The sequence below is a fragment of the Sphingobium sp. GW821-FHT02B05 genome, assembly GCF_059421905.1.
In genome coordinates, this window is sequence record NZ_JBWKVW010000001.1 from 1294673 (window position 1) to 1314680 (window position 20008).

Sequence of the window (20008 nt, forward strand, 5' to 3'; positions counted from 1 at the left end):
AAGCGAAGGATAGTCAGATGACCGTGCTGGGACGGCCGGGATGGACCGGCCGTCCCAGCACCATCACGCACGCGCCATCAGCAGCATCCGCTCCAGCGCATGGACATGCGCCAGCACGGGCCGTGCCTGGAAGAAGTCGCGCAGGTCGATATAGCCCAGTTCGCGGATGCGTTCCGCTACGGCATAGCGCAGATCGTCGTTCAATATCGCGGAGATACGCGCTTTGAGAGCCTGCAATCGGGTTTCGATGGTCATGAACTGGCCTCCATGATGATCGGTTGTCGAATGATGATGGTCCATGCCGCGTGCGCTTTTGCCAAGAGGCATCGGACCTAATCCCGGTCGGGTCGCCCCAAATTTCCGACCGGTCCCGCCATATGTTGCGATGCTAGGCAGCAGGAGCCGGCGGACCAGTGAGATGTCCTCATAGGCATATTTGCCACGCTCAATCATCGCCCCAAAATGCGGGCAGGGTCATTTGCCCGGACGCCCATGATGATTGTCCGGCCAGCCTGCCCGACCACGCAATCCCGCACAGCCCTGCGCCCTCCCCTGACCTCCGGCCGGGCGTGGATATGTCGCCCATCGAAAAAGCCACCCATTCCCCTTGCCCATGCAAAAGGCCGCGCGAAGCCCCCACTTCACGCGGCCCTTTCGTCAGGCAAAACGGCTTGCGCTCAGTTCGCCTTGGATAGATCCACCTTTTCCACCCATTCGGGGTAGAAGGTCGGTTCGCGATTGGACCAGCCCACCGCCGTCGCCGCCGCTTCGCTGATCGACTGGAGCAACGCGCGCCGCTTTTCGGGATGCAGATGCGGCAGGCTGGCGGCGGCGCAGAAAGCGCCCGGCAACCAAGGCCGCGACCCCGCGCCCAGCAGGCGTTCGTACAGGAAACGATAGGCGGAAAAGCTGCTCAGCCGATCCTGGCCCAGGTCGAAGGCCGAAATGGTGACCAGGGGCGCCATGAACGGCTCCACCTGCTCCAGCCCGCTGTCATCGGGTACGCGCGCCTTGATCTCGTCCAGTCGCCCGTAGATGCGCGCCTGTGCGCGGATCGACGCTTCCTCCACCATGTCGCGGGACCATAGCTTCATCGCGTCGCGGCGATGCAGCCCGATATCCAGCGATCGGCGAATATAGCGTTGTGTGGCAGACGGGAAGCTCGCGAATTCACGCAGTTCCGCCAGGGTGATCGCCCCATCCGCCGGTCTTGCACTCGTACCCATGTTCATGCCCTCCGACTTGAAGTCGTAGGATGGAACATGCGCCCTCTATGGTTACTGAAGGCTTAAGCGCCTGTTCCACCGCTATTCACAACGGACCAGATTTCTTTTTGCGGCGCAACATGAAACTTTCGTGACTGCGACAGGCCGTTGAAACGCATGAATATCATGTCATCCCGAATAAATAGTTAGCTAACTAATAACACGCAAACCCTGCGTTCACATTGTCCAACTCGCTGTCTCCTATCGAACAGCAATGATATGCGCCGACAAATTTCCGTCCCCGGCGCAGGCCGGCGCCCAATCGAGAGCTTGGAACTGGACCCGGAGTCTGCCGGGGAACAAAAAGCCATCGGCGCCCTATCGCAGCCCTTTATTCCAGCAGCCACGCCAACGCCTCGTCGGCCTGCGCGAAGATGCGCATATAATCCTGGGTCATCTCCCGCCGCACCTGCATGGTGGCGATGATGCTGGGCGTGACGATGGCGATCCGCGACGCCCGCGGGAACAGCCCCTCGCCCAGATGCTCGCGGAAGGCTGCGACCGCATCCTGCGGTTGTACCGCGCTGCCGCTCATGTCCATCCGCAACCGATAGCCGGGCGCGAACCCCTCCGCCACGAATTGAGCCTTCACTTCGCGGGCATAGGCGGCGACACCCTCGCTGGTGAACTGGCCGTGCCAGGCGATGTCGAGCAGATTGATGTCATGGCGGAATCGGATGTCGTACATGGGAAAGCCTCCGCCGCACTCCATGCCCAACAGGCGTTACCGAAAGATTATCTATGCGGCGGAGCGACTTGCGCTGCCAGCGGCGCGTCCCGCAAACGCTGTTCCAGCGCCGCCGCACCCGGCGATCCGGTGCCGTCCATGCTGGCCTGCAATGTGCGATAGGCCGCCAGGATCGCAGTCCCGCTCTCGGTCAACCGCGCGCCTTCGCTCGACGTCGTGACCAGCGGTTCGGCCCAGCATCGGTTCATTACATCGACCAGCAACCAGCACCGCCGATAGCTCATACCTAATTTCCGCCCGGCTGCCGAGATGGACCCCTCGGCCGCAATCGCATCGAGCAGGTCGGCCTTGCCCGGTCCCATGGCGATCTGGTCGCCGCAATATATCTGGATCTTGATCTTCAGCATCGGCCTGCCGCGCCTTAGCGGTTCGGGGCGGCCAAGGCCAGTCGCTCCGTCGGCTTCAGGCGCCCGCCCGCCGCTCCAGCACTGCGCCGATCATCGCGCGCCATACGGCCACATCGCCGGCCTGCGCCATCTGCGCGTCCGGTTCGCGCAGCGTATGCAAAATGGCATAGGCGTCATCCACATGGTCGGGCCAAGCGGCATCCACCGCGCCTGCCGCATGCGGATCTTGCCCGCCCCCGTTCAGGCTCAATTGCCGACCGGCAAGAACGCGGGCGATGCGTTCGATGGCGGGGGTTGTGGACGTCGGCATGGATGGCATACTCCTCTCAAAAAGGGGCGGCGCTTTGTCGCTCTTCCGCCTGTCAGGATAGCATATCGTTTCGGTCGGAGCTATCGGTCCTCATCGTTATTGAAACCGGAAGACGGCACCGGATCGCCCTTGTCGCCGGGCTTGGCGGTCGATGGCGGGTCGGACGCATCCATCGAATCCCTCAAACTCTCGTCCCGCTTCTCTTCGGGATGAAGCACATGATCCTGTGCATCGCTCACCCGATCGTCGCCCGCTTCTTCGCGGCTGTTCGGACGCACATCCTTCTGCTTGTCCGTCATCGTTTCTCTCCTGTGGTTTCGCGGAGGATCAACGGACAGGCCAGTGGCGCGGTTCCGCCTGCGTCTTCGGCCTTGCCTCCCTTCGACCAACGCCGCCGCCAGTTCGACCAGCAACACGGGCAGCTAGAGACTTTCGCCACATCCCGGCGTAGAAAGCCATGATGACTGATCTTCCCGAAGACGATCGCGGCGTCGCGCCGTCGATCGCGCTCTATTCCATTTTGGGCTTCTGGTTCTTCTACACCATCATCGTCACCCTGCGCGCCATCGTCGTCGGCTTCGACGCGCAGTGGGAAATGGCTGCCCGCCGCATGGTCGTGGCGGTAATCGGCATCATCGTCACCTGGATCCTCTATCTGGCGCTGCGCCGGTTCGACTATAAGCCGCTGGCAGTCCGGTTCGTCGCCGCCTTCTCGCTCGCCGCGCCCTTCGCGCTCGCCATGGCGGCCGCCAACTATTATATCTTCAACGTCTATGATCCGATCAGCCTCTTTCCCGACGCGGAAATGAAGAAGAAGGCGATCGAGGAAGGCTATGTGCTGATCTCCATCGTCGAAGATGCGATGACGCGCTATTTCTTCCTCGCCGCTTGGGCCGGCCTCTATCTCGCCCTCTCCTACGCCAGCGAAGCGCACCGCACCGAACGCCGCGCCGCCCGGCTGGAACGCGCCGCGCAGCAGGCCGAACTGCGATCCCTGCGGTATCAGGTGAACCCGCACTTTCTGTTCAACACCTTGAACTCCCTTTCCACCCTGGTCATGCGCAACAAGCCGGACGATGCGGAGCAGATGATCATGTCGCTCTCCAACTTCTACCGCACCAGCCTGACCGGCGATCCGCTGGACGACGTTCCGCTGGAGGAGGAAGTCCATCTCCAGAAACTCTATCTGGATATCGAGGCGGTCCGTTTCCCCGACCGTCTGACCACCGTCATCGACATCCCGCCCGCGCTGATGAACGCCTGCGTCCCCGGCCTCATCCTCCAGCCGCTGGTCGAAAATGCGATCAAATATGGCGTGTCCCGCACCTCAAGTCCCGTGACCATCACCATCACCGCACGCGAGGATGGCGACCTCATCCACATCGCCGTGACCGACGATGGCGACAATCCGCCCGGCGATACGGACGCTGGCAGCGGCATCGGCCTGGTCAATGTGCGCGACCGGCTGACCGCCCGTTTTGGCGATCAGGGCCGCATCGTCTATGGTGCGCGCGAAGGGGACGGTTTCTCCGTCCTCCTTACCTTGCCCATCATCCGCCGGGGTTGCTGACGCCCATGTCCATCCGCACCATGCCAGTTGGCACCATGCCAGTCCGCACCATGATCGTCGATGACGAACCGCTCGCCGTCGAACGCCTCCAGATGCTCTGCGCCCGCGAACCGCGCATCGCGCTGGTCGGCACCGCCACCGATGGAGAGGCCGCTCTGCGCCTGATCGAGGGGTTAAAGCCCGACCTCGTCCTTCTCGACATCGCGATGCCCTTGCTCGACGGGATCGGCGTCGCCCGCGCCGTGGGCCGCATGGGCATCCGCCCTGCCGTCATCTTCGTCACCGCGTTCGAGGGATTTGCGGTGGAGGCGTTCGACCTGGCCGCCGTCGATTACATGCTAAAGCCTGTCGCCCATGACCGGCTGACCCGCGCGATCGACCGGGTGGAAGCGGCGCTGCGCAACCAGTCCGTGACCGACGCGCCCGCCATCACCAGCGAACCCAGCCCTGAATGGGCGGAGGAATTCTGGGTACCGTATCGCTCCGAATTGATCCGCATCGCCACCGACCAGATCGACCGAATCGAAGCGGAGCGCGATTATATGCGCCTGCATGTCGGCACCCACAGCTATCTGCTGCACCAGACGATCAGCAGCCTGGAGGAGCGGCTGGACCCGCAGCAATTCGTCCGCCTGCACCGCAGTCATATCGTGCGCCGCGACCATATCGCCCGGCTGCGCCACGACGGCAGCGGCGTGTGGTTCGCCGCGCTGACCGATGGCGGCGAAATCCGCATCGGCCGCACCTTCCTCGCCAACGCACGGGCGATGACGGGGCGGTAATAGACGCGACGCCGTTCCCCGGCGAAGGCCGGGGTCCAGTCCCGCCCTCTAAACTGGGCCCCTGCTTTCGCCGGGGAACGCGACATCTTAAATCGCCTGCCCGGCCGCAACCCCACTGGCCCAGGCCCACTGGAAATTATAGCCTCCGAGCCATCCGGTAACGTCCACCGCCTCGCCGATCGCGTACAGGCCCGGCACCTTGGCCGCCTCCATCGTGCGCGACGACAGACCGGCGGTGGCGATCCCGCCCACGGTCACCTCGGCCTTGGCATAGCCCTCCGTTCCCGACGGCACGAATGCCCAATCGCTCAGCCGCGTCCCCACCTGCCGCAGCACCCTGTCGGTCAGCGCACCCATTTCGCCCTGCACCGCCAACCGCTCCAGCAGCGCATCGGCCAACCGCTCGGTCAGCGCCTGCGCCAACACCCGGCGCAGGCTCACCCGCGGCCGCTCGGTCTTCTCCGCCAGCAACCAGTCGGCCGGCCGATCCGGCAGGAAATTCACCTGAATGGCGGTGCGATGCTGCCAGTAGGAGGATATCTGCAACATCGCCGGTCCGGACAGCCCGCGATGCGTGAACAGCGCCGCCTCGCGAAAGCGCGTCTTGTTCCACCGTACCTCGACATCGGCCGACACGCCTGAGAGCGACTGGAATAATTGCTCCTCCGGCCCCAGGGTGAAGGGCACCAGCGCCGGACGCGGCTGCACGATGCCAAGGCCGAAATGCCGCGCCACGTCATAGGCAAAGCCGGTCGCCCCCATTTTGGGGATGGAAGGCCCGCCGGTCGCCAGCACAAGCGCCGGCGCGCGATGCACCGTGCCGCCCACTTTCACCCGATACAACCCATCGCCATGGTCGATATCCGCAACCGCCTGCCCCAAAGCCAGCGCCACACCACCCTTGGCACATTCCTCCGACAGCATCGCCACGATCTGCTTCGCCGACCCGTCGCAAAACAGCTGCCCCAGCGTCTTTTCATGCCAGGCGATGCCATAGGCATCGACCAGCCCGATAAAGTCCTGCGCGGTATAGCGTCCCAGCGCCGACTTGGCGAAATGCGGATTGGCCGACAGATAACGATCGGCGGCGGTATGGATATTGGTGAAATTGCACCGCCCGCCCCCCGATATCAGGATCTTCTTGCCCACCGCCTCGGCATGATCGACCAGCAGCACGCGCTTGCCCCGCTGCCCGGCGGTGGCGGCACACATCATCCCGGCCGCGCCGGCGCCCAGCACGATCGCATCCCAATTGCCCTCATTAGCGCCGGCCACCGTCACCGCCCCCGTTTCAGGCGCACCAGCGCCTCGTTCAGCGCCTGAAGAAAGCGCGACCGATCGACCTTGCCGAAGGGCGGCGGCCCGCCGATCGGATCGCCCACGGCCCCTGCGCGCAGGTCCGCCATGATCGCCCGCGTCGCCACCGCCGCGCCGATCGAACTCAGCGTGAAGGGCTTCCCATTGGGCGCGATCACCACTGCGCCGGCCTTCAGGCAGCGGTCCGCCAGCAAGATATCGGCTGTGATGCACACGGAACTCGCATCGGCCCGCTCGGCGATCCAGTCGTCTGCCGCATCGAACCCGTCGCTCACCACCACGCGGTCCAGCAAAGGATGCGCGGGAATCCGGATCGGGCTATTGCTCACGATCGTCACGGCTATTTCATGCCGCCAGGCGACCTTGTAGATCTCCTCCTTCACGGGGCAGGCGTCGGCATCGACCAATATCTTCATGGGGTGGGCGATAGGCGGGCCGAACGCATCAGGCCAGCTTATTTCTTGTCGGACCAAGTGCCGCCTTCACCCCGCGATATTCCTGCCCTACATGGATGCGCATGAATGCCCCCCTTTACAATAAAGACATATTGCGGCTGGCTGCCGGCATCCCGCATCACCGGCGTCTCGACGCGCCGCACGCGACCGTGGAAAAGCGTTCCCCCACCTGCGGATCGCGCGTGACGGCCGATGTGCGCATGACCGATGGCCGCCTGTCCGCCATGGGGCTGGACGTAAAGGCCTGCGCGCTCGGCCAAGCCTCCGCCGCCCTGATGGCCGGCCATGCGATCGGCCTGACCGCCGACGAACTGGCCGACGCCCGCGACAAGCTCGCCGCGTACCTCTCGGGCGACAGCGAGGATCTCGACTTCTGGCCGGGTCTTGCCGTGCTTGCCCCGGCACGCGGCTACCCCGCCCGTCACGCTTCGATCCGCCTTGGCTTCGAAGCGATTGCGCAAGCCGCCCGGCAGGCCGACGCCTGATGGAGGCGCATGCTCCCGTCAGCGCGACCGACGTTCTCCTCTCCGAAGGCGTCATCCTGCTTGGCGCCGCCGTCCTTTTCGTCATGCTCTTTCGCCGTTTCGGCCTCGGCGCCGTGCTCGGCTATCTCGTGGCGGGCGCGCTGGTCGGGCCGCAGGGCCTGGGCCTTGTCGGCGGCGCGGAATCGAAGCTTGCCATCGCCGAAATCGGCATCGTCCTGCTGCTCTTCCTCGTCGGCCTGGAACTGCACCCCGCCCGCCTCTGGCGCCTGAAGCGCGACATTTTCGCACTCGGCCTGGCGCAGGTGGTTCTGTGCGGCTGCGTCCTCACCGCCATCATCTTCTATTCGACCGGCTTCAGCTGGGGCGCGGCGATCGCGCTCGGCCTGCCGCTCGCGCTCTCCTCCACCGCGCAGGTGTTGCCAGGCCTCAAATCCAGCGGCCGCATCAACTCGCCCTTTGGCGAAAAGGTCTTCTCGATCCTGCTGTTCCAGGATCTCTCGATCGTCCCGCTCATCACCATCGTCGCCGCCCTCTCGCGCAACCCAGCCGATGCCGGTGGCCCGCCCGGATGGATGATGGCCGCCTATACTCTCGCCGCCATCGCCGGCCTCGTTCTGGCGGGCCGCTTCATCCTGCGCCCACTGCTTGGCCTGGTCGGCCACATGGGCGAGCGTGAGCTGTTCGTCGCCGTCGGCCTCTTCACCGTGCTGGCCGCTGCCGCGCTGATGCACAGCCTGCACCTCTCGACCGCGCTCGGCGCCTTCGTCGCGGGCGTGATGCTCGCCGATTCGCCCTACCGGCATGAGATTGAGGCCGACGTCGAACCCTTCCGCTCCATCCTGCTCGGCCTCTTTTTCCTGGCCGTCGGCATGGTGCTGGACCTGCGCACCGTCGCCGCAAACCCCCTGTTCGTCCTTTCCATGGCCGCGATCCTGGTGGCGACCAAGGCGGCGATCATCGCCGGCCTCGCCCGCCTGTTCGGCATGGCCTGGAAACAGGCGCTGGGCGCTGGCCTCCTCCTGTCGCAGGGTGGCGAATTCGGTTTCGTCCTCTTCGCCCAGGCACAGAACGCCCTGCTGATCGCCCCGCAGGCCGCCAGCCTGTTCAGCGCCATCGTCACCTTTTCCATGGCGACGACGCCGTTCCTGATGCTGTTCGCCCGCCGCTTCGAATTTGCCAAGCCCAAGGATCATGACGACCTGCCGGGGCCGGAGGATGCACCGCGCGGCTCCGCCATCATCGTGGGCTATGGCCGCTTCGGCCAGACCGTGGCGCAGATGCTGATGGGCCATGGCTTCGGCGTCGTGCTGATCGACAAGAAGCCCGCCCAGATCGAAGTGTCGAGCCGCTTCGACATGAAGGTCTATTATGGCGACGGCACCCGCATGGACCTGCTCCATCGCGCCGGCGCCGAAGAGGCCCGCCTGATCGCCTTCTGCATCGACGATCCAGCCCTCGATTCGCGCGCGCTTCAGCCGATCGCGCAAGCCTTCCCGCAGGCGGCCCTCATGGTCCGCGTCTTCGACCGGCGGCAATTGTTGGAATTGCAGGATATGGACCTCGCCGGCACGGTCCGTGAAGTCTATGAATCGGCCATCTGCATGGGCGTTCAGGCAATGCAGGCAATGGGCGTCCCGGATGGCGAGGTCGAGGAGGTCGAGCGCCAATATCGCGCCAATGATGCGCAACGGCTCGCGCTCCAGACCAAACATGGCAATCTCCTCGCGGCCAAGGACTTGATGTATCGGCCCGGCAAGGGCATGCGCCTGCTCAGCAGAGGGGATGGAGAAGAAGCATGATCGCGATACTGGCTTGCCTGTCGGCCGCGCTGGCCATCGGGGCCGGCGCTTTCGGCGCCCATGGCGTCGCCGATCCCAAGGCTGCCGAATGGCTGCGCACTGGCGGCCTCTACCAGCTGATCCATGCCGTCGCGGCATTGGCGATCACCGGGGTCACGCGCGGCGCGGCGGCCTTGCTGCTCACCGGTGCCGCCATCTTCGCGATCAGCCTCTATGTCATGGCATTGGGTGGCCCCAAATGGCTGGGCGCTATCACCCCGATCGGCGGCACGCTGATGATCGCGGGCTGGCTCTGGGCCGCCTGGACCTTCGCCCAGCGCTGAGCCTTTATGCCCTGCCCTTGCTCCTGAGCGCCCTCCAGCCTAGATTGACGCCATGGCCGACCACCACCATCATCATCACGAACCGACGGGTACCAACCTCGCCGATGCCGCCCGCACCACATTGGAGGCGCAGGATGAGCAATGGACGCCGATGCGCGCCGCCATCTTCGACGCGCTCGCTGCGGAGGAGCGCCCGGCATCGGCCTATGACATCGCCGACACCGTGTCGAAGGCGCGCGGCAAGCGGGTCGCGCCCAACAGCGTGTATCGCATCCTCGACCTGTTCGTGACCAACAACATCGCCATGCGCGTCGAAAGCGCGAACGCCTATATCGCCAACGCCCATCCTGGCTGTCATCACGACTGCATCTTCCTTGTCTGCCGCAACTGCAAGCAGGCCACCCATGTCGATGACGACAAGGTAACGAACCAGGTCCGCGCCGTTGCCAGGCATGAAGGTTTCAACCCGGAACGGCCGGTGATAGAGATTTTGGGTCTTTGCGCGAAATGCGCAGCCTGATGGCGCGGTGCGCCTGCCCATCGAACGGCCTAGCGGCCTTTGCTTTGATCCGGAACGGCGCTAGGGCCGCGGGAGTCTATGTCCTTCATGAATGATCGCCCGCAAACCCCGCTCCTCGACCAGGTCGTCTGGCCGTCGGACCTGCGCACGCTGAAACCCGAACAGCTGCACCAGCTGGCGGACGAACTGCGCCAGGAAGTGATCGCAGCCGTCGGCGTGACCGGCGGCCATCTGGGTTCGGGACTGGGCGTGGTCGAACTGACCACCGCCATCCATTATGTGTTCGATACGCCCCAGGACAAGCTGGTCTGGGACGTCGGCCATCAATGCTATCCGCACAAGATACTGACCGGACGTCGCGATCGCATCCGCACGCTGCGCATGGGTGGCGGCCTGTCGGGCTTCACCAAGCGGGCGGAGAGCGAATATGACCCGTTCGGCGCGGCACACAGCTCAACCTCGATCAGCGCGGCGCTCGGCTTTGCCGTCGCCAACAAGATGCAGGATCGTCCGGGCAAGGGCATCGCCGTCATCGGTGACGGCGCGATGTCGGCCGGCATGGCCTATGAAGCGATGAACAACGCCCGCGCAGCCGGCAATCGCCTCGTCGTCATCCTCAACGACAATGATATGTCGATCGCGCCGCCGGTTGGTGGCCTGTCCGCCTATCTCGCCCGCCTCGTCTCCAGCCGCGAATTTCTCGGCCTGCGCGACCTGGCCAAGCGCCTCGCCCGCAAACTGCCGCGCCCGCTCCACAATGCCGCCCGCAAGACCGACGAATTTGCCCGTGGCATGGCCATGGGCGGCACCCTGTTCGAAGAGCTGGGCTTCTATTATGTCGGCCCGGTCGATGGTCATAATCTCGACCAGCTGATCCCGGTCCTCGAAAATGTCCGCGATGCCGCCGAAGGGCCATGCCTCGTTCATGTCGTCACGCAAAAGGGCAAGGGCTATGCCCCGGCCGAAGCCGCCGCCGACAAATATCATGGCGTCCAGAAATTCGACGTCATCACCGGCACGCAGGCGAAGGCTCCGCCCGGACCGCCCAGCTACACCAATGTCTTCGCCCAGGCGCTGATCGCCGAAGCGCAGCGCGACCCGACAGTCTGCGCCATTACCGCGGCCATGCCGTCGGGCACTGGCCTCGACAAATTCGAACTCGCCTTCCCCGACCGCACTTTCGACGTCGGCATCGCGGAACAGCATGCCGTCACCTTCGCGGCCGGCCTCGCGGCGGAAGGCATGCGCCCCTTCTGCGCCATCTATTCGACCTTCCTGCAACGCGCTTACGACCAGGTCGTGCATGACGTCGCGATCCAGAATCTGCCCGTCCGCTTCGCCATCGATCGCGCCGGCCTTGTCGGGGCAGACGGCTCCACCCATGCGGGCAGTTTTGACGTCACCTATCTCGCCACCCTACCCAATATGGTGGTGATGGCCGCAGCGGACGAAGCCGAACTGGTCCACATGGTCCACACCTGCGCCGTGCATGACAGTGGCCCGATTGCGCTGCGCTATCCGCGTGGCAACGGCACCGGCGTCGACATGCCGGTCGCCCCCGAAGCGCTGCCGATCGGCAAGGGCCGCACCTTGCGCGAAGGGCGCCAGGTCGCCATTCTGTCGCTCGGCACCCGCCTCGAAGAAGCGCTCAAGGCCGCCGAAGCGCTGGAGGCCAGGGGGCTGACCACCACCGTCGCCGACCTGCGCTTCGCCAAGCCGTTGGACGAAGCCCTGATCCGCAAGCTGCTGACCACGCATGAAGTTGCGGTCACGATCGAGGAAGGCGCGATCGGCGGTCTTGGCGCCCATGTGCTCACGCTCGCCAGCGACCTTGGCCTGATCGACAATGGCCTGAAGCTGCGCACCATGCGTCTGCCCGACATCTTCCAGGATCAGGACAAGCCGGAAAAACAATATGCCGATGCGCGGCTGGACGCCGACGCCATCGTCGATACGGTCCTGACCGCGCTGCGTCACAACAGCGTGGGTACAGAAGCGCGGGCCTGACGGGGCCGTCACACCGTTCAGGAACCAAATTCCCTCCGCAAGCGTAATGGATCGACCGTGCCGTCATAAGGGTGAACGGCACGAACCATCAGGAGCGGAGGGAGCGGTTGTCGGCGCATCATCAGGCGAAATCGCGGATAGTCCCTCGATCCGCACCTGCCCTCCTCGTGCTCATCCTGTGCGCCGCCTGCCACCAAAAGCCCGCTGACGTCGCGCCGCCCCGCGCGACCGACCCGGTACCGGCGCCCCAGGAAAAGTCCCTGATTGCGGTGCCCGTCGATGCCGACGCCAATGCCCTGCGCGACGCGATCGAGCAGGCGGTGCCGCGCATTTTGTGGACCATCAACCGCCGCGAACCGCGCTGCGTCGCCCCGCAAAAGGTCAGGATATTCGGCGGCGAGGTCAAGGTCACCCCACCCATCGGCTGCACCATCGTCGGTACCGTCACCCGCGGCCCTGTCACCCTGCGTGGCGAAGGGCGGGATATCATCGCCGACCTCCCCATCCATGCCAGCATCAGCGCGCGGGATGTAGGCGGCGTGCTGAAGGGGGAAACCGCCACCGGATCGGCCATGGTACAGGCGCGCATTACCGTCGACTTGGCGCGCGACTGGACGCCCAGCGGCCGGGTGCGGCTCCATTATGACTGGACCACGCCGCCCGGCATCGACTTCCTGGGCCAGCGCATCCGCTTCACCGATGAAGCTGACCAGAAACTGCGCCCCATCGTCGCCAAGCTGGAACGCGACCTCCCACGCGAACTGAGCAAGATGAACCTGCGCCGCGAGGCGGAAAGACTGTGGCGTCAGGCCTTCGCCACGCTGGCGCTGAACAAGGAAAACCCGCCGGTCTGGATGCGCGTCAGCCCGCAGAAGATCTTCTACAATGGCTATACGATGCGCGGCAGCACGATCCGGCTGGACCTGGGCATGGAAGCAATTACGGAGACATTCGTCGGCGATCGCCCGGCCCCGCCCAATCCCACGGCCCTGCCCCCGCTCGATCAAGCACCGGTGCGTAACCGCCTGTCCTTCTATCTGCCGGTGACGGCCGATTATCGCCAGTTGCAACCCGTCATTCAGCGCGCCTTGTCTAAACGCGCGTCTCGCCCCTTCACCTTGCCGGGGATCGGCCCCGTGGTGGCGCGCTTCTCCAATATCAGCAGTTATGGGACGACCGGCGGGCGCATCGCGGTGGGTGTCGATATCGCCGCGCGGCCCGTCAATTCACAGAAGGGGTTTCATGGCCGCATCTGGCTGGCGGCGCGCCCGGTCAATGCCGCCAACTCCGCCCGGGTGGGCTTCGTCGATCCGGTCATCACCGGCAATAGCGACGGGCTGAGCGGCGAGATATTGCTGGCGATCGGGCAAAGCCCCGGCTTCTCCAACCTCATCGCCAGCGCGCTGGGCCAGAATTTCGCCAAGGATATAGAGGAACTCAAGGGAAAGATCGGTCGCGCGATCGCGCAAAAGCGGGAAGGCGACTTCGTCATCCACGCCCATGCCGACCGGTTCGACATCGGCCAGATCCATGCCTACGGTCAGGGTCTGCACCTGCCCGTCCGTGCGATGGGCAAGGCGCAGATCAGCTATCGACCGCTTTGATTATTGCGGCGTCGCGGCGCGCGCATCCTGGCCGTCGCCTTCCGGCGCGGCGATGATGTCGCGCGTGGTGGCGCCCTTGTCCACCACTTCGGTACCCGGATCGCCCGCCGACGAGCGGATGCCAGCAGCCGCAGTGCCACGGCCAGCCGCGTTCAGCGTCGCGCTTTCGCTCGCGCTACGCGCGGCCGGGCCACCGAACATGGCTTCCATCGCAGCCTTGCTCGAATCGACCGACGCAGCGGCCGGCGTACCGGGCGCCGGCGGCACCAGCGCGAAGTCGGGCGGGATCACCAGCGGCGCCTGGCGCGAGACGGCGAATTCGTCGGGGCGCTGGCGATTGAACAGCCCGCCGCCGCCGCCGCATGCGGACAGGGTGGATACCAGACCAGCGGCGAGGATCAATTTACGCATTACTTCAAAGTCTCCGTCTTTGCGCCCTTGTCGCGCAGCAGCAACGCCCGCGCAAGCAGGATCAACACGCCGATGGTGATGGCGGCGTCCGCCAGGTTGAAAATCAGAAAAGGCCGCCATTCGCCAAAATGCAGATCGGCATAGTCGACGACATAGCCCAGTCGCATCCGATCGACGATATTGCCGATCGCCCCGCCCAGCACCAGGCCCAGCGCCGTAACATCCTGCCGCGCCTTTTCGCGCCACATCCACACGCCCACGAACCCGGCGATCAGCATCGTCATGCCCACCAGAACCCAGCGGGCGACATCTGTGTCGGCGTGGAAGAAGCCCATGGAAACGCCGCGATTTTCCAGCCAGCGCAGGCGGAAGAACGGCAGGATATCGATCCCTTCCAACCGGCTTTGCAGAGCCAGCGGATAGGTCACGCTATATTTGACCAGTTGGTCCAGCGCCAGCGTCACGATCGCGACGGTCAGCCCCAGCGGACGATGATTGACGGCACTCATGCCTTCAGCACCTCGTCACAACGGTCGCATAGCGTGCCGTCTTCGGTTACTTCCGGCAGCTTGCGCCAGCAACGGCCGCATTTATGCCATTGGCTGGGCGTCACGACGATGCCGTCGCCCTCGCCCATCGTCACTCGCGCGACGATCGCCACTTCGGCAAAATCGACGTCGCCCACCGGCAGCAATTCGCCCATGGTGACGTCGGCGTCCAGGCTGGACCGTACGATCTTTTCGCGGCGCAGCGGCTCGATCGCCTCGTTCACCTGCTCGCGCTGGTTGCGCAATTCGGTCCATTTGTCGTCCAGATCGCCATTGATCCAGTGACGGTCGATCTCCGGCCATTCCAGGAAATGGACGCTCTCGTCCGCATTGGGGAAGCGGCTCTGCCACACTTCTTCCGCCGTGAAGGGGATGATCGGCGCCACGTAGCGCACCAGCGCATGGAACAGCGTGTCGAGCAAAGTGCGATAGGCGCGGCGCTTGGGGTCCGACTTCGCATCGCAATAGAGACAATCCTTGCGGATATCGAAGAAGAAGGCGCTAAGGTCGCTGTTCGCGAAGTCGAAGATCGCGCGGGTATAGCGGCTGAACTCCAGCCAATTCTCGCTCTTCGCCGCCTTGTCCACCACCGCGCGCAGCTCCACGTCCAGCTGCGCCAGACGATGGAGCATATAGCGCTCCAGCTCCGGCATTTCGGCGTAGGACACCGCTTCTGTTTCTTCATCATAGTCGGAAAGCGCGCCCAGCATGTAGCGGAACGTATTGCGCAATTTGCGATAGGCGTCGGACGAACCGGCCAGCACCTCCTTGCCGATGCGCACGTCATCGAAATAGTCGGTGCTCGCGACCCAGACGCGCAAAATGTCCGCGCCGCTCTCGCTCATGATCTTGAGCGGATCGACGACATTGCCAAGGCTCTTGGACATTTTCTTGCCCGTGCCGTCCAGCGCGAAACCATGGGTCAGCACCGCCTTATAGGGCGCCTGCCCGCGCGTGCCGCAGCTTTCGAGCAGCGAGGACTGGAACCAGCCGCGATGCTGGTCCGACCCCTCGATATAAAGGTCCGCGCGCGTGCCTTCGCCATAGCGGCCCTCGACCACGAAGCTGTGCGTAGAGCCGCTGTCGAACCAGACGTCCAGAATGTCGTTCACGACTTCATAGTCGTTGAGGTCGTAATCGGGGCCGAGCAGCGCCTGATGATCGGCGCCGAACCATGCGTCCGCGCCCGCGCCCTTGAACGCTTCGATGATGCGGGCATTGACCGCCGGATCGACCAGATACTGGCCGCTCTTGCGATGCACATAGAGCGCGATCGGCACGCCCCAGGCGCGCTGCCGGCTGATGACCCAGTCGGGCCGACCTTCCACCATCGATCGGATACGGTTGGTGGAGCGCTCCGGCACCCAGCGGGTCTGCTCTATCGCATCGACCGCAATTTCGCGCAGCGTCGGGCTGTTGCCGCTGATAACCGGCGTCGGCATCACCCCGCCATCGACGTCAGCCACCCCGCCTTCCTGGGGTTTATCCATCGGGATGAACCATTGCGGCGTGCAGCGATAGATGATCCGCGCCTTCGACCGCCAGCTGTGCGGATAGCTATGGCGGAAGTCGCTGGCGCTCAGCAGGGCGCCAACGGCGCGCAGGTCGGTGCAGATCGGACCGTCAGGACCGTTGAACTTGGTGTTGATGACACTGCCCTGCCCGGCCAGCCAGTCCCAGTCGTCGCGATAGAAGCCCGCATCGTTGACCGCGAAGACCGGGTCGATGCCCAGCTTCTTGCAAGCGATGAAATCCTCCTCGCCATGGTCGGGCGCCATGTGGACAAGGCCTGTGCCCGCATCGGTAGTGACATGATCGGCCGGCAGCAGCGGACGCGGCTTTGCGAAGAAGCCGCCCAGCGCGTGCATCGGGTGGCGGGCGATGGCGCCGGCAAGGTCGCTGCCTTTGAATACCGGCCACTCGCTTTCGTGGTAAGACAGGGTGCCGACAACCAGATCACCGCCCCGCGCCTGAAACGCCGCCGCAAGATCCTTCGCAATCAGGTAAGAGCGAGTCGAACTTCCGTCCTTCAGGAGGACATACTCAACATCTTCCCCATAAGCGATCGCCTGATTGACCGGGATCGTCCAGGGCGTGGTCGTCCAGATCACCGCATGCGCACCGACCAGTTCCGGCGCGTTCGGCGCTTCCACGATCTCGAACGCCACGTCGATCTGGGTCGACGTCACATCCTCATATTCGACCTCGGCTTCGGCCAGCGCGGTCTTTTCGACCGGCGACCACATGACGGGCTTGGCCCCGCGATAAAGCTGCCCGCTTTCCGCGAACTTCAGCAATTCGCCCACGATCGTCGCTTCGGCATCGAACTTCATGGTCAGGTACGGATCGGCCCAATCGCCCATCACGCCCAGACGCTTGAACTGCTCCTTCTGCACGTCCACCCATCTGTCGGCATAGGCGCGGCACTGGGCGCGGAATTCGGCGGCGGGCACCTCATCCTTGTTCAGCTTCTTCTTGCGATATTCCTCCTCGATCTTCCATTCGATCGGCAGGCCATGGCAATCCCATCCGGGCACATAAGGTGCATCCTTGCCCAGCAGCGACTGGCTGCGGACGATGATGTCCTTGAGCACCTTGTTCATCGCATGGCCCATATGGATGTCGCCATTGGCGTAGGGCGGCCCGTCATGCAGGATGAAGCGTTCGCGCCCGGCGCGCTTCTCGCGCAGCTTGCCATAGAGGTCCATCGCCGCCCACTGCGCGGCGATCGCCGGTTCCTTCTGCGCAAGGCCCGCCTTCATCGGAAAGTCGGTGACGGGCAGGAAGACGGTGCTCTTATAGTCAGGTGCGTCGGTCATGGGGGCACTTATGCTAGATCCGTTCGGTTCGAACTTGTCGAGAACTGTTCTCGACGGACGCTTCTCGACAAGCTCGAAGCTGCTCGAACCGAACGGAGGTTGGGCAGATTAGCGCCGTGCCTTAAGCGAGCCGGGGCGTTCCCGCAAGGATTTGCCGCGCTTGCGTGCAGTCTGCGGCAATCTGTGCGATCAACGGGTCCAGCCCGTCATATTTCGCTTCGGCACGCAGATAGTGGATCAACTGCACCTCGATCGCCAGTTCATAGAGGCTTTCGGCGAAATCGAAGAAATGCGGCTCCAGCAATTCCTTGGGCGGATCGAAGCTGGGCCGGATGCCCAGATTGGCCGCGCCGTCCAGCACCCGCCCGTCGGGCAACAGCCCGCGCACCGCATAAATGCCATAGGCCGGCCGCAAATAGGGGCCCATGTCGATATTGGCGGTCGGAAAGCCGATCGTGCGCCCCAGCTTGTCGCCATGCTGGACGATCCCCCTGACCGCGAAGGGACGGGTGAGCAGCCGCGTCGCGGTGGCGCAATCGCCTTCTTGCAACGCGGTGCGGATACGGCTGGAGGAAATCACGCCCTCCTCATCCGTCACCGGCGCGATCGTTTCGGCCGACAGGCCCAGCTGCGCAAAGCTGGCGATGGTGCCGCTGCGCGCCCGGCCAAAGGTGAAATCCTCGCCCGTCACCACCGCGCTGACGCCCAGCTGATCGGTCAGCAAGCGGACATAGGCGGCGGGATCGAGCGCGGCCAAGGCGGCGGTAAAATCGAACACCAGCATCGCGTCGGCGCCCGCATGGGCAAACAGAGCCTCCCGCTGGTCCAGCGTGGTCAGGCGGAAATTGGGCGTATCGGGCTTAAACAGCCGCATCGGATGCGGATCGAAGGTCGCGACGATCGCCGGCCGTCCCTCGGCCCGCGCACGCGCGATGGCGCGTCCGACCACCGCCTGATGACCGGCATGAAAGCCATCGAAATTACCGAGCGCCATGACGCTCCCACGCAAATGCGCGGGCATCGGGGCGCTGCTAGAAAGCCGCTCCATGGCGCGGCCTATAGGGGCGCGGACGGGGCGTGGCAATGGACGCGATGCCCCAGCCCCATCGTCATTCCGGGCGGAGCGAAGCAGGGACGAAAATCATCGCCGCACGAACGTCACGAAACTATAGGCCGGCCGGCCATCCGCCGCTGGATGATCCACGCGCCCGCTTTCCCGCCAGTCCGCCGGATCTGGATAGGCGATGCTGGTATCGCCCTGCGCATTCATATGCACTTCGGTCAACTCGATCCGATCCGCACGACTGAGGAACAGCCGGTATATCTCCGCCCCCCCGATCACCATCAGCACCGACGCATCAGCCAATGCGATGGCTGCATCAACATCATGGGCCACTTCCGCCCCTTCGGCATGCCAGTCCCGGTCATGGGTGAGGACGATATGGCGGCGATTGGGCAACAGGCCTGGCAGGCTGTCGAACGTCTTGCGCCCCATCAACATCGGATGGCCCAGCGTTACCGCCTTGAAATGCTTCAAATCCGCCGGCAAGCGCCAGGGCAAATCGCCATCCTTGCCGATCACGCCATTATCGGCGCGTGCAAGGACGAGGACGATCTCGCTGCTCACAGGATGAGCCGCGTCACATGCCCCATCTTGCGACCGGGCCGCGCTTCATGCTTGCCATAGAGATGCAGGTGATTGGCCGGATCGCTCAAAATCGCCTGCCATTCGTGCGCATCGTCGCCGATCAGGTTGCGCATGTCCGCGCCCCGCGCTGCCAGCGCCGTGTCGCCCAGCGGCAGGCCGCAAATGGCGCGCACATGATTTTCGAACTGGCTCGTCACCGCGCCTTCGATCGTCCAGTGACCGCTATTATGCACGCGCGGCGCCATTTCGTTGAACACCGGGCCGTCGGCGCTGGCGAAAAATTCGCATGTCAGCACGCCGACATAGTCCAGCGCATCGGCGATCTTCGCAGCCATGGCGCGCGCCTGCCCCACCTGACCCTCGATCAACGCGCCCGCCGGCACGCTCGACGTCGCCAATATGCCATCGACATGGACGTTCGCCGCCGAATCCCAGAAGCGGATTTCGCCATCATGCGCGCGCACAAGGATCACGGAAAATTCCTGATCGAACATCACGAACCCTTCCAGGATCGCGCTCTGCCGGCCGATGGCGTTCCACGCACCCACGGCATCGCCCGGCTCCGACAGGCGCGCCTGCCCCTTGCCGTCATAGCCCATGCGGTTGGTCTTCAGGATGGCGCGACTGCCCACCTGCTCGATCGCGCTTTCCAGATCGTCCAGGCTCTCGACCGGCGCGAACGGCGCCGTCAGCCCGCCCAGATCGCACACGAAATGCTTCTCGGCCAGCCGGTCCTGCGCCACGCGCAACGCCTGCGCGCCCGGACGGACCAGCCCGTGCGAGGCCAGTACCTCGACCGCGGACGGATCGATATTCTCGAACTCGTAGGTGACGACATCGACGCCATCGGCAAAGGCCGCCAGCGCGTCGGCATCCTCATAGGCGCCCCGCGTCCACAGCGGCGACACGTCGGCGGCCGGGCCGCTCTCTTCGGGCGCATAGATGCTGGTGCGATAGCCCAGCTGCGCCGCCGCCATGGCGATCATCCGGCCAAGCTGGCCGCCGCCGAGGATACCGATGGTCGAACCGGGCGCGATGGTCGTCATGTCT

22 protein-coding genes are annotated in these 20008 nt (G+C 64.5%); 8 read left to right on the forward strand and 14 right to left on the reverse strand.

Going from position 1 to position 20008, the window contains the following annotated elements; genetic code table 11:
• Positions 1-63: 63 nt before the first annotated feature.
• The 6 genes from AC07UX_RS06575 to AC07UX_RS06600 form a co-directional block, all read right to left on the reverse strand.
• Complete coding sequence (locus tag AC07UX_RS06575; protein ID WP_495191143.1) at positions 64-255, reverse strand: hypothetical protein; 192 nt, start codon at positions 253-255, stop codon at positions 64-66.
• A 422-nt stretch (positions 256-677) separates the two neighbouring features.
• Positions 678-1226 (reverse strand): hypothetical protein, encoded by a 549-nt coding sequence (locus AC07UX_RS06580; RefSeq protein WP_120252089.1) that lies wholly within the window; start codon positions 1224-1226, stop codon positions 678-680.
• 370 nt (positions 1227-1596) lie between these two features.
• Positions 1597-1953 (reverse strand): STAS/SEC14 domain-containing protein, encoded by a 357-nt coding sequence (locus AC07UX_RS06585; RefSeq protein ID WP_495191144.1) that lies wholly within the window; start codon positions 1951-1953, stop codon positions 1597-1599.
• Positions 1954-2000: 47 nt separating this feature from the next.
• Positions 2001-2360 carry a winged helix-turn-helix domain-containing protein gene (locus tag AC07UX_RS06590; protein ID WP_495191145.1) on the reverse strand — a complete coding sequence of 120 codons (360 nt, stop codon included), beginning with the start codon at positions 2358-2360 and terminating at the stop codon, positions 2001-2003.
• 55 nt (positions 2361-2415) lie between these two features.
• Positions 2416-2670 (reverse strand): hypothetical protein, encoded by a 255-nt coding sequence (locus AC07UX_RS06595; protein ID WP_495191146.1) that lies wholly within the window; start codon positions 2668-2670, stop codon positions 2416-2418.
• Positions 2671-2750: 80 nt separating this feature from the next.
• Positions 2751-2969, reverse strand: a complete 219-nt coding sequence (locus AC07UX_RS06600; RefSeq protein ID WP_495191147.1) for a hypothetical protein — start codon at positions 2967-2969, stop codon at positions 2751-2753.
• A gap of 161 nt (positions 2970-3130) precedes the next feature.
• Here AC07UX_RS06600 and AC07UX_RS06605 point away from each other — a divergent pair, with 161 nt between their 5' ends.
• Both AC07UX_RS06605 and AC07UX_RS06610 read left to right on the forward strand, forming a co-directional pair.
• A complete protein-coding gene (locus tag AC07UX_RS06605) occupies positions 3131-4240 on the forward strand; it encodes a sensor histidine kinase (RefSeq protein ID WP_495191809.1) in 1110 nt (369 codons plus the stop codon).
• A 35-nt stretch (positions 4241-4275) separates the two neighbouring features.
• Positions 4276-5022: a LytR/AlgR family response regulator transcription factor gene (locus AC07UX_RS06610; protein WP_495191810.1), complete on the forward strand. Its 747-nt coding sequence runs from the start codon at positions 4276-4278 to the stop codon at positions 5020-5022.
• Between the two features lie 87 nt (positions 5023-5109).
• Here AC07UX_RS06610 and AC07UX_RS06615 read toward each other — a convergent pair whose 3' ends face one another.
• Positions 5110-6297: a BaiN/RdsA family NAD(P)/FAD-dependent oxidoreductase gene (locus tag AC07UX_RS06615; RefSeq protein WP_495191148.1), complete on the reverse strand. Its 1188-nt coding sequence runs from the start codon at positions 6295-6297 to the stop codon at positions 5110-5112.
• Positions 6298-6299: 2 nt separating this feature from the next.
• On the reverse strand, positions 6300-6755 hold the full coding sequence (locus tag AC07UX_RS06620; RefSeq protein ID WP_495191149.1) for a YaiI/YqxD family protein: 456 nt from the start codon (positions 6753-6755) through the stop codon (positions 6300-6302).
• Between the two features lie 101 nt (positions 6756-6856).
• On the opposite strand from AC07UX_RS06620, the gene AC07UX_RS06625 reads away from it, so the two are divergent.
• The 6 genes from AC07UX_RS06625 to AC07UX_RS06650 all read left to right on the forward strand — a co-directional run bounded on the left by AC07UX_RS06625 (position 6857) and on the right by AC07UX_RS06650 (position 13532).
• Positions 6857-7279 carry an iron-sulfur cluster assembly scaffold protein gene (locus tag AC07UX_RS06625; RefSeq protein ID WP_495191150.1) on the forward strand — a complete coding sequence of 141 codons (423 nt, stop codon included), beginning with the start codon at positions 6857-6859 and terminating at the stop codon, positions 7277-7279.
• Entirely contained in the window at positions 7279-9078 is a 1800-nt protein-coding gene (locus tag AC07UX_RS06630; protein ID WP_495191151.1) for a cation:proton antiporter domain-containing protein, read from the forward strand. The genes AC07UX_RS06625 and AC07UX_RS06630 overlap by 1 nt, the downstream gene beginning before the upstream one ends.
• Positions 9075-9401, forward strand: coding sequence for a DUF423 domain-containing protein (locus AC07UX_RS06635; protein ID WP_495191152.1), 327 nt, complete (start codon positions 9075-9077; stop codon positions 9399-9401). The genes AC07UX_RS06630 and AC07UX_RS06635 overlap by 4 nt, the downstream gene beginning before the upstream one ends.
• A 52-nt stretch (positions 9402-9453) precedes the next feature.
• Positions 9454-9921, forward strand: a complete 468-nt coding sequence (locus tag AC07UX_RS06640) for a Fur family transcriptional regulator (RefSeq protein ID WP_495191153.1) — start codon at positions 9454-9456, stop codon at positions 9919-9921.
• Between the two features lie 78 nt (positions 9922-9999).
• Positions 10000-11928: a 1-deoxy-D-xylulose-5-phosphate synthase gene (gene dxs / locus AC07UX_RS06645; protein WP_495191154.1), complete on the forward strand. Its 1929-nt coding sequence runs from the start codon at positions 10000-10002 to the stop codon at positions 11926-11928.
• 107 nt (positions 11929-12035) lie between these two features.
• A complete protein-coding gene (locus tag AC07UX_RS06650; protein ID WP_495191155.1) occupies positions 12036-13532 on the forward strand; it encodes a DUF4403 family protein in 1497 nt (498 codons plus the stop codon).
• Here the strand turns inward: AC07UX_RS06650 and AC07UX_RS06655 are convergent, their stop codons facing one another.
• The 6 genes from AC07UX_RS06655 to AC07UX_RS06680 all read right to left on the reverse strand — a co-directional run bounded on the left by AC07UX_RS06655 (position 13533) and on the right by AC07UX_RS06680 (position 20004).
• Positions 13533-13943, reverse strand: a complete 411-nt coding sequence (locus AC07UX_RS06655; RefSeq protein ID WP_495191156.1) for a DUF3035 domain-containing protein — start codon at positions 13941-13943, stop codon at positions 13533-13535.
• Positions 13943-14452: a signal peptidase II gene (lspA, locus tag AC07UX_RS06660; RefSeq protein WP_495191157.1), complete on the reverse strand. Its 510-nt coding sequence runs from the start codon at positions 14450-14452 to the stop codon at positions 13943-13945. Before lspA ends, AC07UX_RS06655 begins: the two co-directional genes overlap by 1 nt.
• Positions 14449-17310, reverse strand: a complete 2862-nt coding sequence (gene ileS / locus AC07UX_RS06665; protein ID WP_495191158.1) for an isoleucine--tRNA ligase — start codon at positions 17308-17310, stop codon at positions 14449-14451. The genes lspA and ileS overlap by 4 nt, the downstream gene beginning before the upstream one ends.
• Before the next feature lie 121 nt (positions 17311-17431).
• Positions 17432-18358 carry a bifunctional riboflavin kinase/FAD synthetase gene (locus AC07UX_RS06670; RefSeq protein WP_495191159.1) on the reverse strand — a complete coding sequence of 309 codons (927 nt, stop codon included), beginning with the start codon at positions 18356-18358 and terminating at the stop codon, positions 17432-17434.
• A 93-nt stretch (positions 18359-18451) separates the two neighbouring features.
• Complete coding sequence (locus AC07UX_RS06675) at positions 18452-18937, reverse strand: dihydrofolate reductase (RefSeq protein ID WP_495191160.1); 486 nt, start codon at positions 18935-18937, stop codon at positions 18452-18454.
• Positions 18934-20004, reverse strand: a complete 1071-nt coding sequence (locus AC07UX_RS06680; protein WP_495191161.1) for a 5-(carboxyamino)imidazole ribonucleotide synthase — start codon at positions 20002-20004, stop codon at positions 18934-18936. The genes AC07UX_RS06675 and AC07UX_RS06680 overlap by 4 nt, the downstream gene beginning before the upstream one ends.
• Between the last annotated feature and the right edge of the window lie 4 nt (positions 20005-20008).

Bases quoted from the DNA above. Each gene is read 5' to 3' on its own strand.
- AC07UX_RS06575 (WP_495191143.1), bottom strand. From the start codon at position 255: ATGACCATCGAAACCCGATTGCAGGCTCTCAAAGCGCGTATCTCCGCG.
- AC07UX_RS06580 (WP_120252089.1), bottom strand. From the start codon at position 1,226: ATGGGTACGAGTGCAAGACCGGCGGATGGGGCGATCACCCTGGCGGAA.
- AC07UX_RS06585 (WP_495191144.1), bottom strand. From the start codon at position 1,953: ATGTACGACATCCGATTCCGCCATGACATCAATCTGCTCGACATCGCC.
- AC07UX_RS06590 (WP_495191145.1), bottom strand. From the start codon at position 2,360: ATGCTGAAGATCAAGATCCAGATATATTGCGGCGACCAGATCGCCATG.
- AC07UX_RS06595 (WP_495191146.1), bottom strand. From the start codon at position 2,670: ATGCCGACGTCCACAACCCCCGCCATCGAACGCATCGCCCGCGTTCTT.
- AC07UX_RS06600 (WP_495191147.1), bottom strand. From the start codon at position 2,969: ATGACGGACAAGCAGAAGGATGTGCGTCCGAACAGCCGCGAAGAAGCG.
- AC07UX_RS06605 (WP_495191809.1), top strand. From the start codon at position 3,131: ATGACTGATCTTCCCGAAGACGATCGCGGCGTCGCGCCGTCGATCGCG.
- AC07UX_RS06610 (WP_495191810.1), top strand. From the start codon at position 4,276: ATGCCAGTCCGCACCATGATCGTCGATGACGAACCGCTCGCCGTCGAA.
- AC07UX_RS06620 (WP_495191149.1), bottom strand. From the start codon at position 6,755: ATGAAGATATTGGTCGATGCCGACGCCTGCCCCGTGAAGGAGGAGATC.
- AC07UX_RS06625 (WP_495191150.1), top strand. From the start codon at position 6,857: ATGAATGCCCCCCTTTACAATAAAGACATATTGCGGCTGGCTGCCGGC.
- AC07UX_RS06630 (WP_495191151.1), top strand. From the start codon at position 7,279: ATGGAGGCGCATGCTCCCGTCAGCGCGACCGACGTTCTCCTCTCCGAA.
- AC07UX_RS06635 (WP_495191152.1), top strand. From the start codon at position 9,075: ATGATCGCGATACTGGCTTGCCTGTCGGCCGCGCTGGCCATCGGGGCC.
- AC07UX_RS06640 (WP_495191153.1), top strand. From the start codon at position 9,454: ATGGCCGACCACCACCATCATCATCACGAACCGACGGGTACCAACCTC.
- dxs (WP_495191154.1), top strand. From the start codon at position 10,000: ATGTCCTTCATGAATGATCGCCCGCAAACCCCGCTCCTCGACCAGGTC.
- AC07UX_RS06655 (WP_495191156.1), bottom strand. From the start codon at position 13,943: ATGCGTAAATTGATCCTCGCCGCTGGTCTGGTATCCACCCTGTCCGCA.
- lspA (WP_495191157.1), bottom strand. From the start codon at position 14,452: ATGAGTGCCGTCAATCATCGTCCGCTGGGGCTGACCGTCGCGATCGTG.
- ileS (WP_495191158.1), bottom strand. From the start codon at position 17,310: ATGACCGACGCACCTGACTATAAGAGCACCGTCTTCCTGCCCGTCACC.
- AC07UX_RS06670 (WP_495191159.1), bottom strand. From the start codon at position 18,358: ATGGAGCGGCTTTCTAGCAGCGCCCCGATGCCCGCGCATTTGCGTGGG.
- AC07UX_RS06680 (WP_495191161.1), bottom strand. From the start codon at position 20,004: ATGACGACCATCGCGCCCGGTTCGACCATCGGTATCCTCGGCGGCGGC.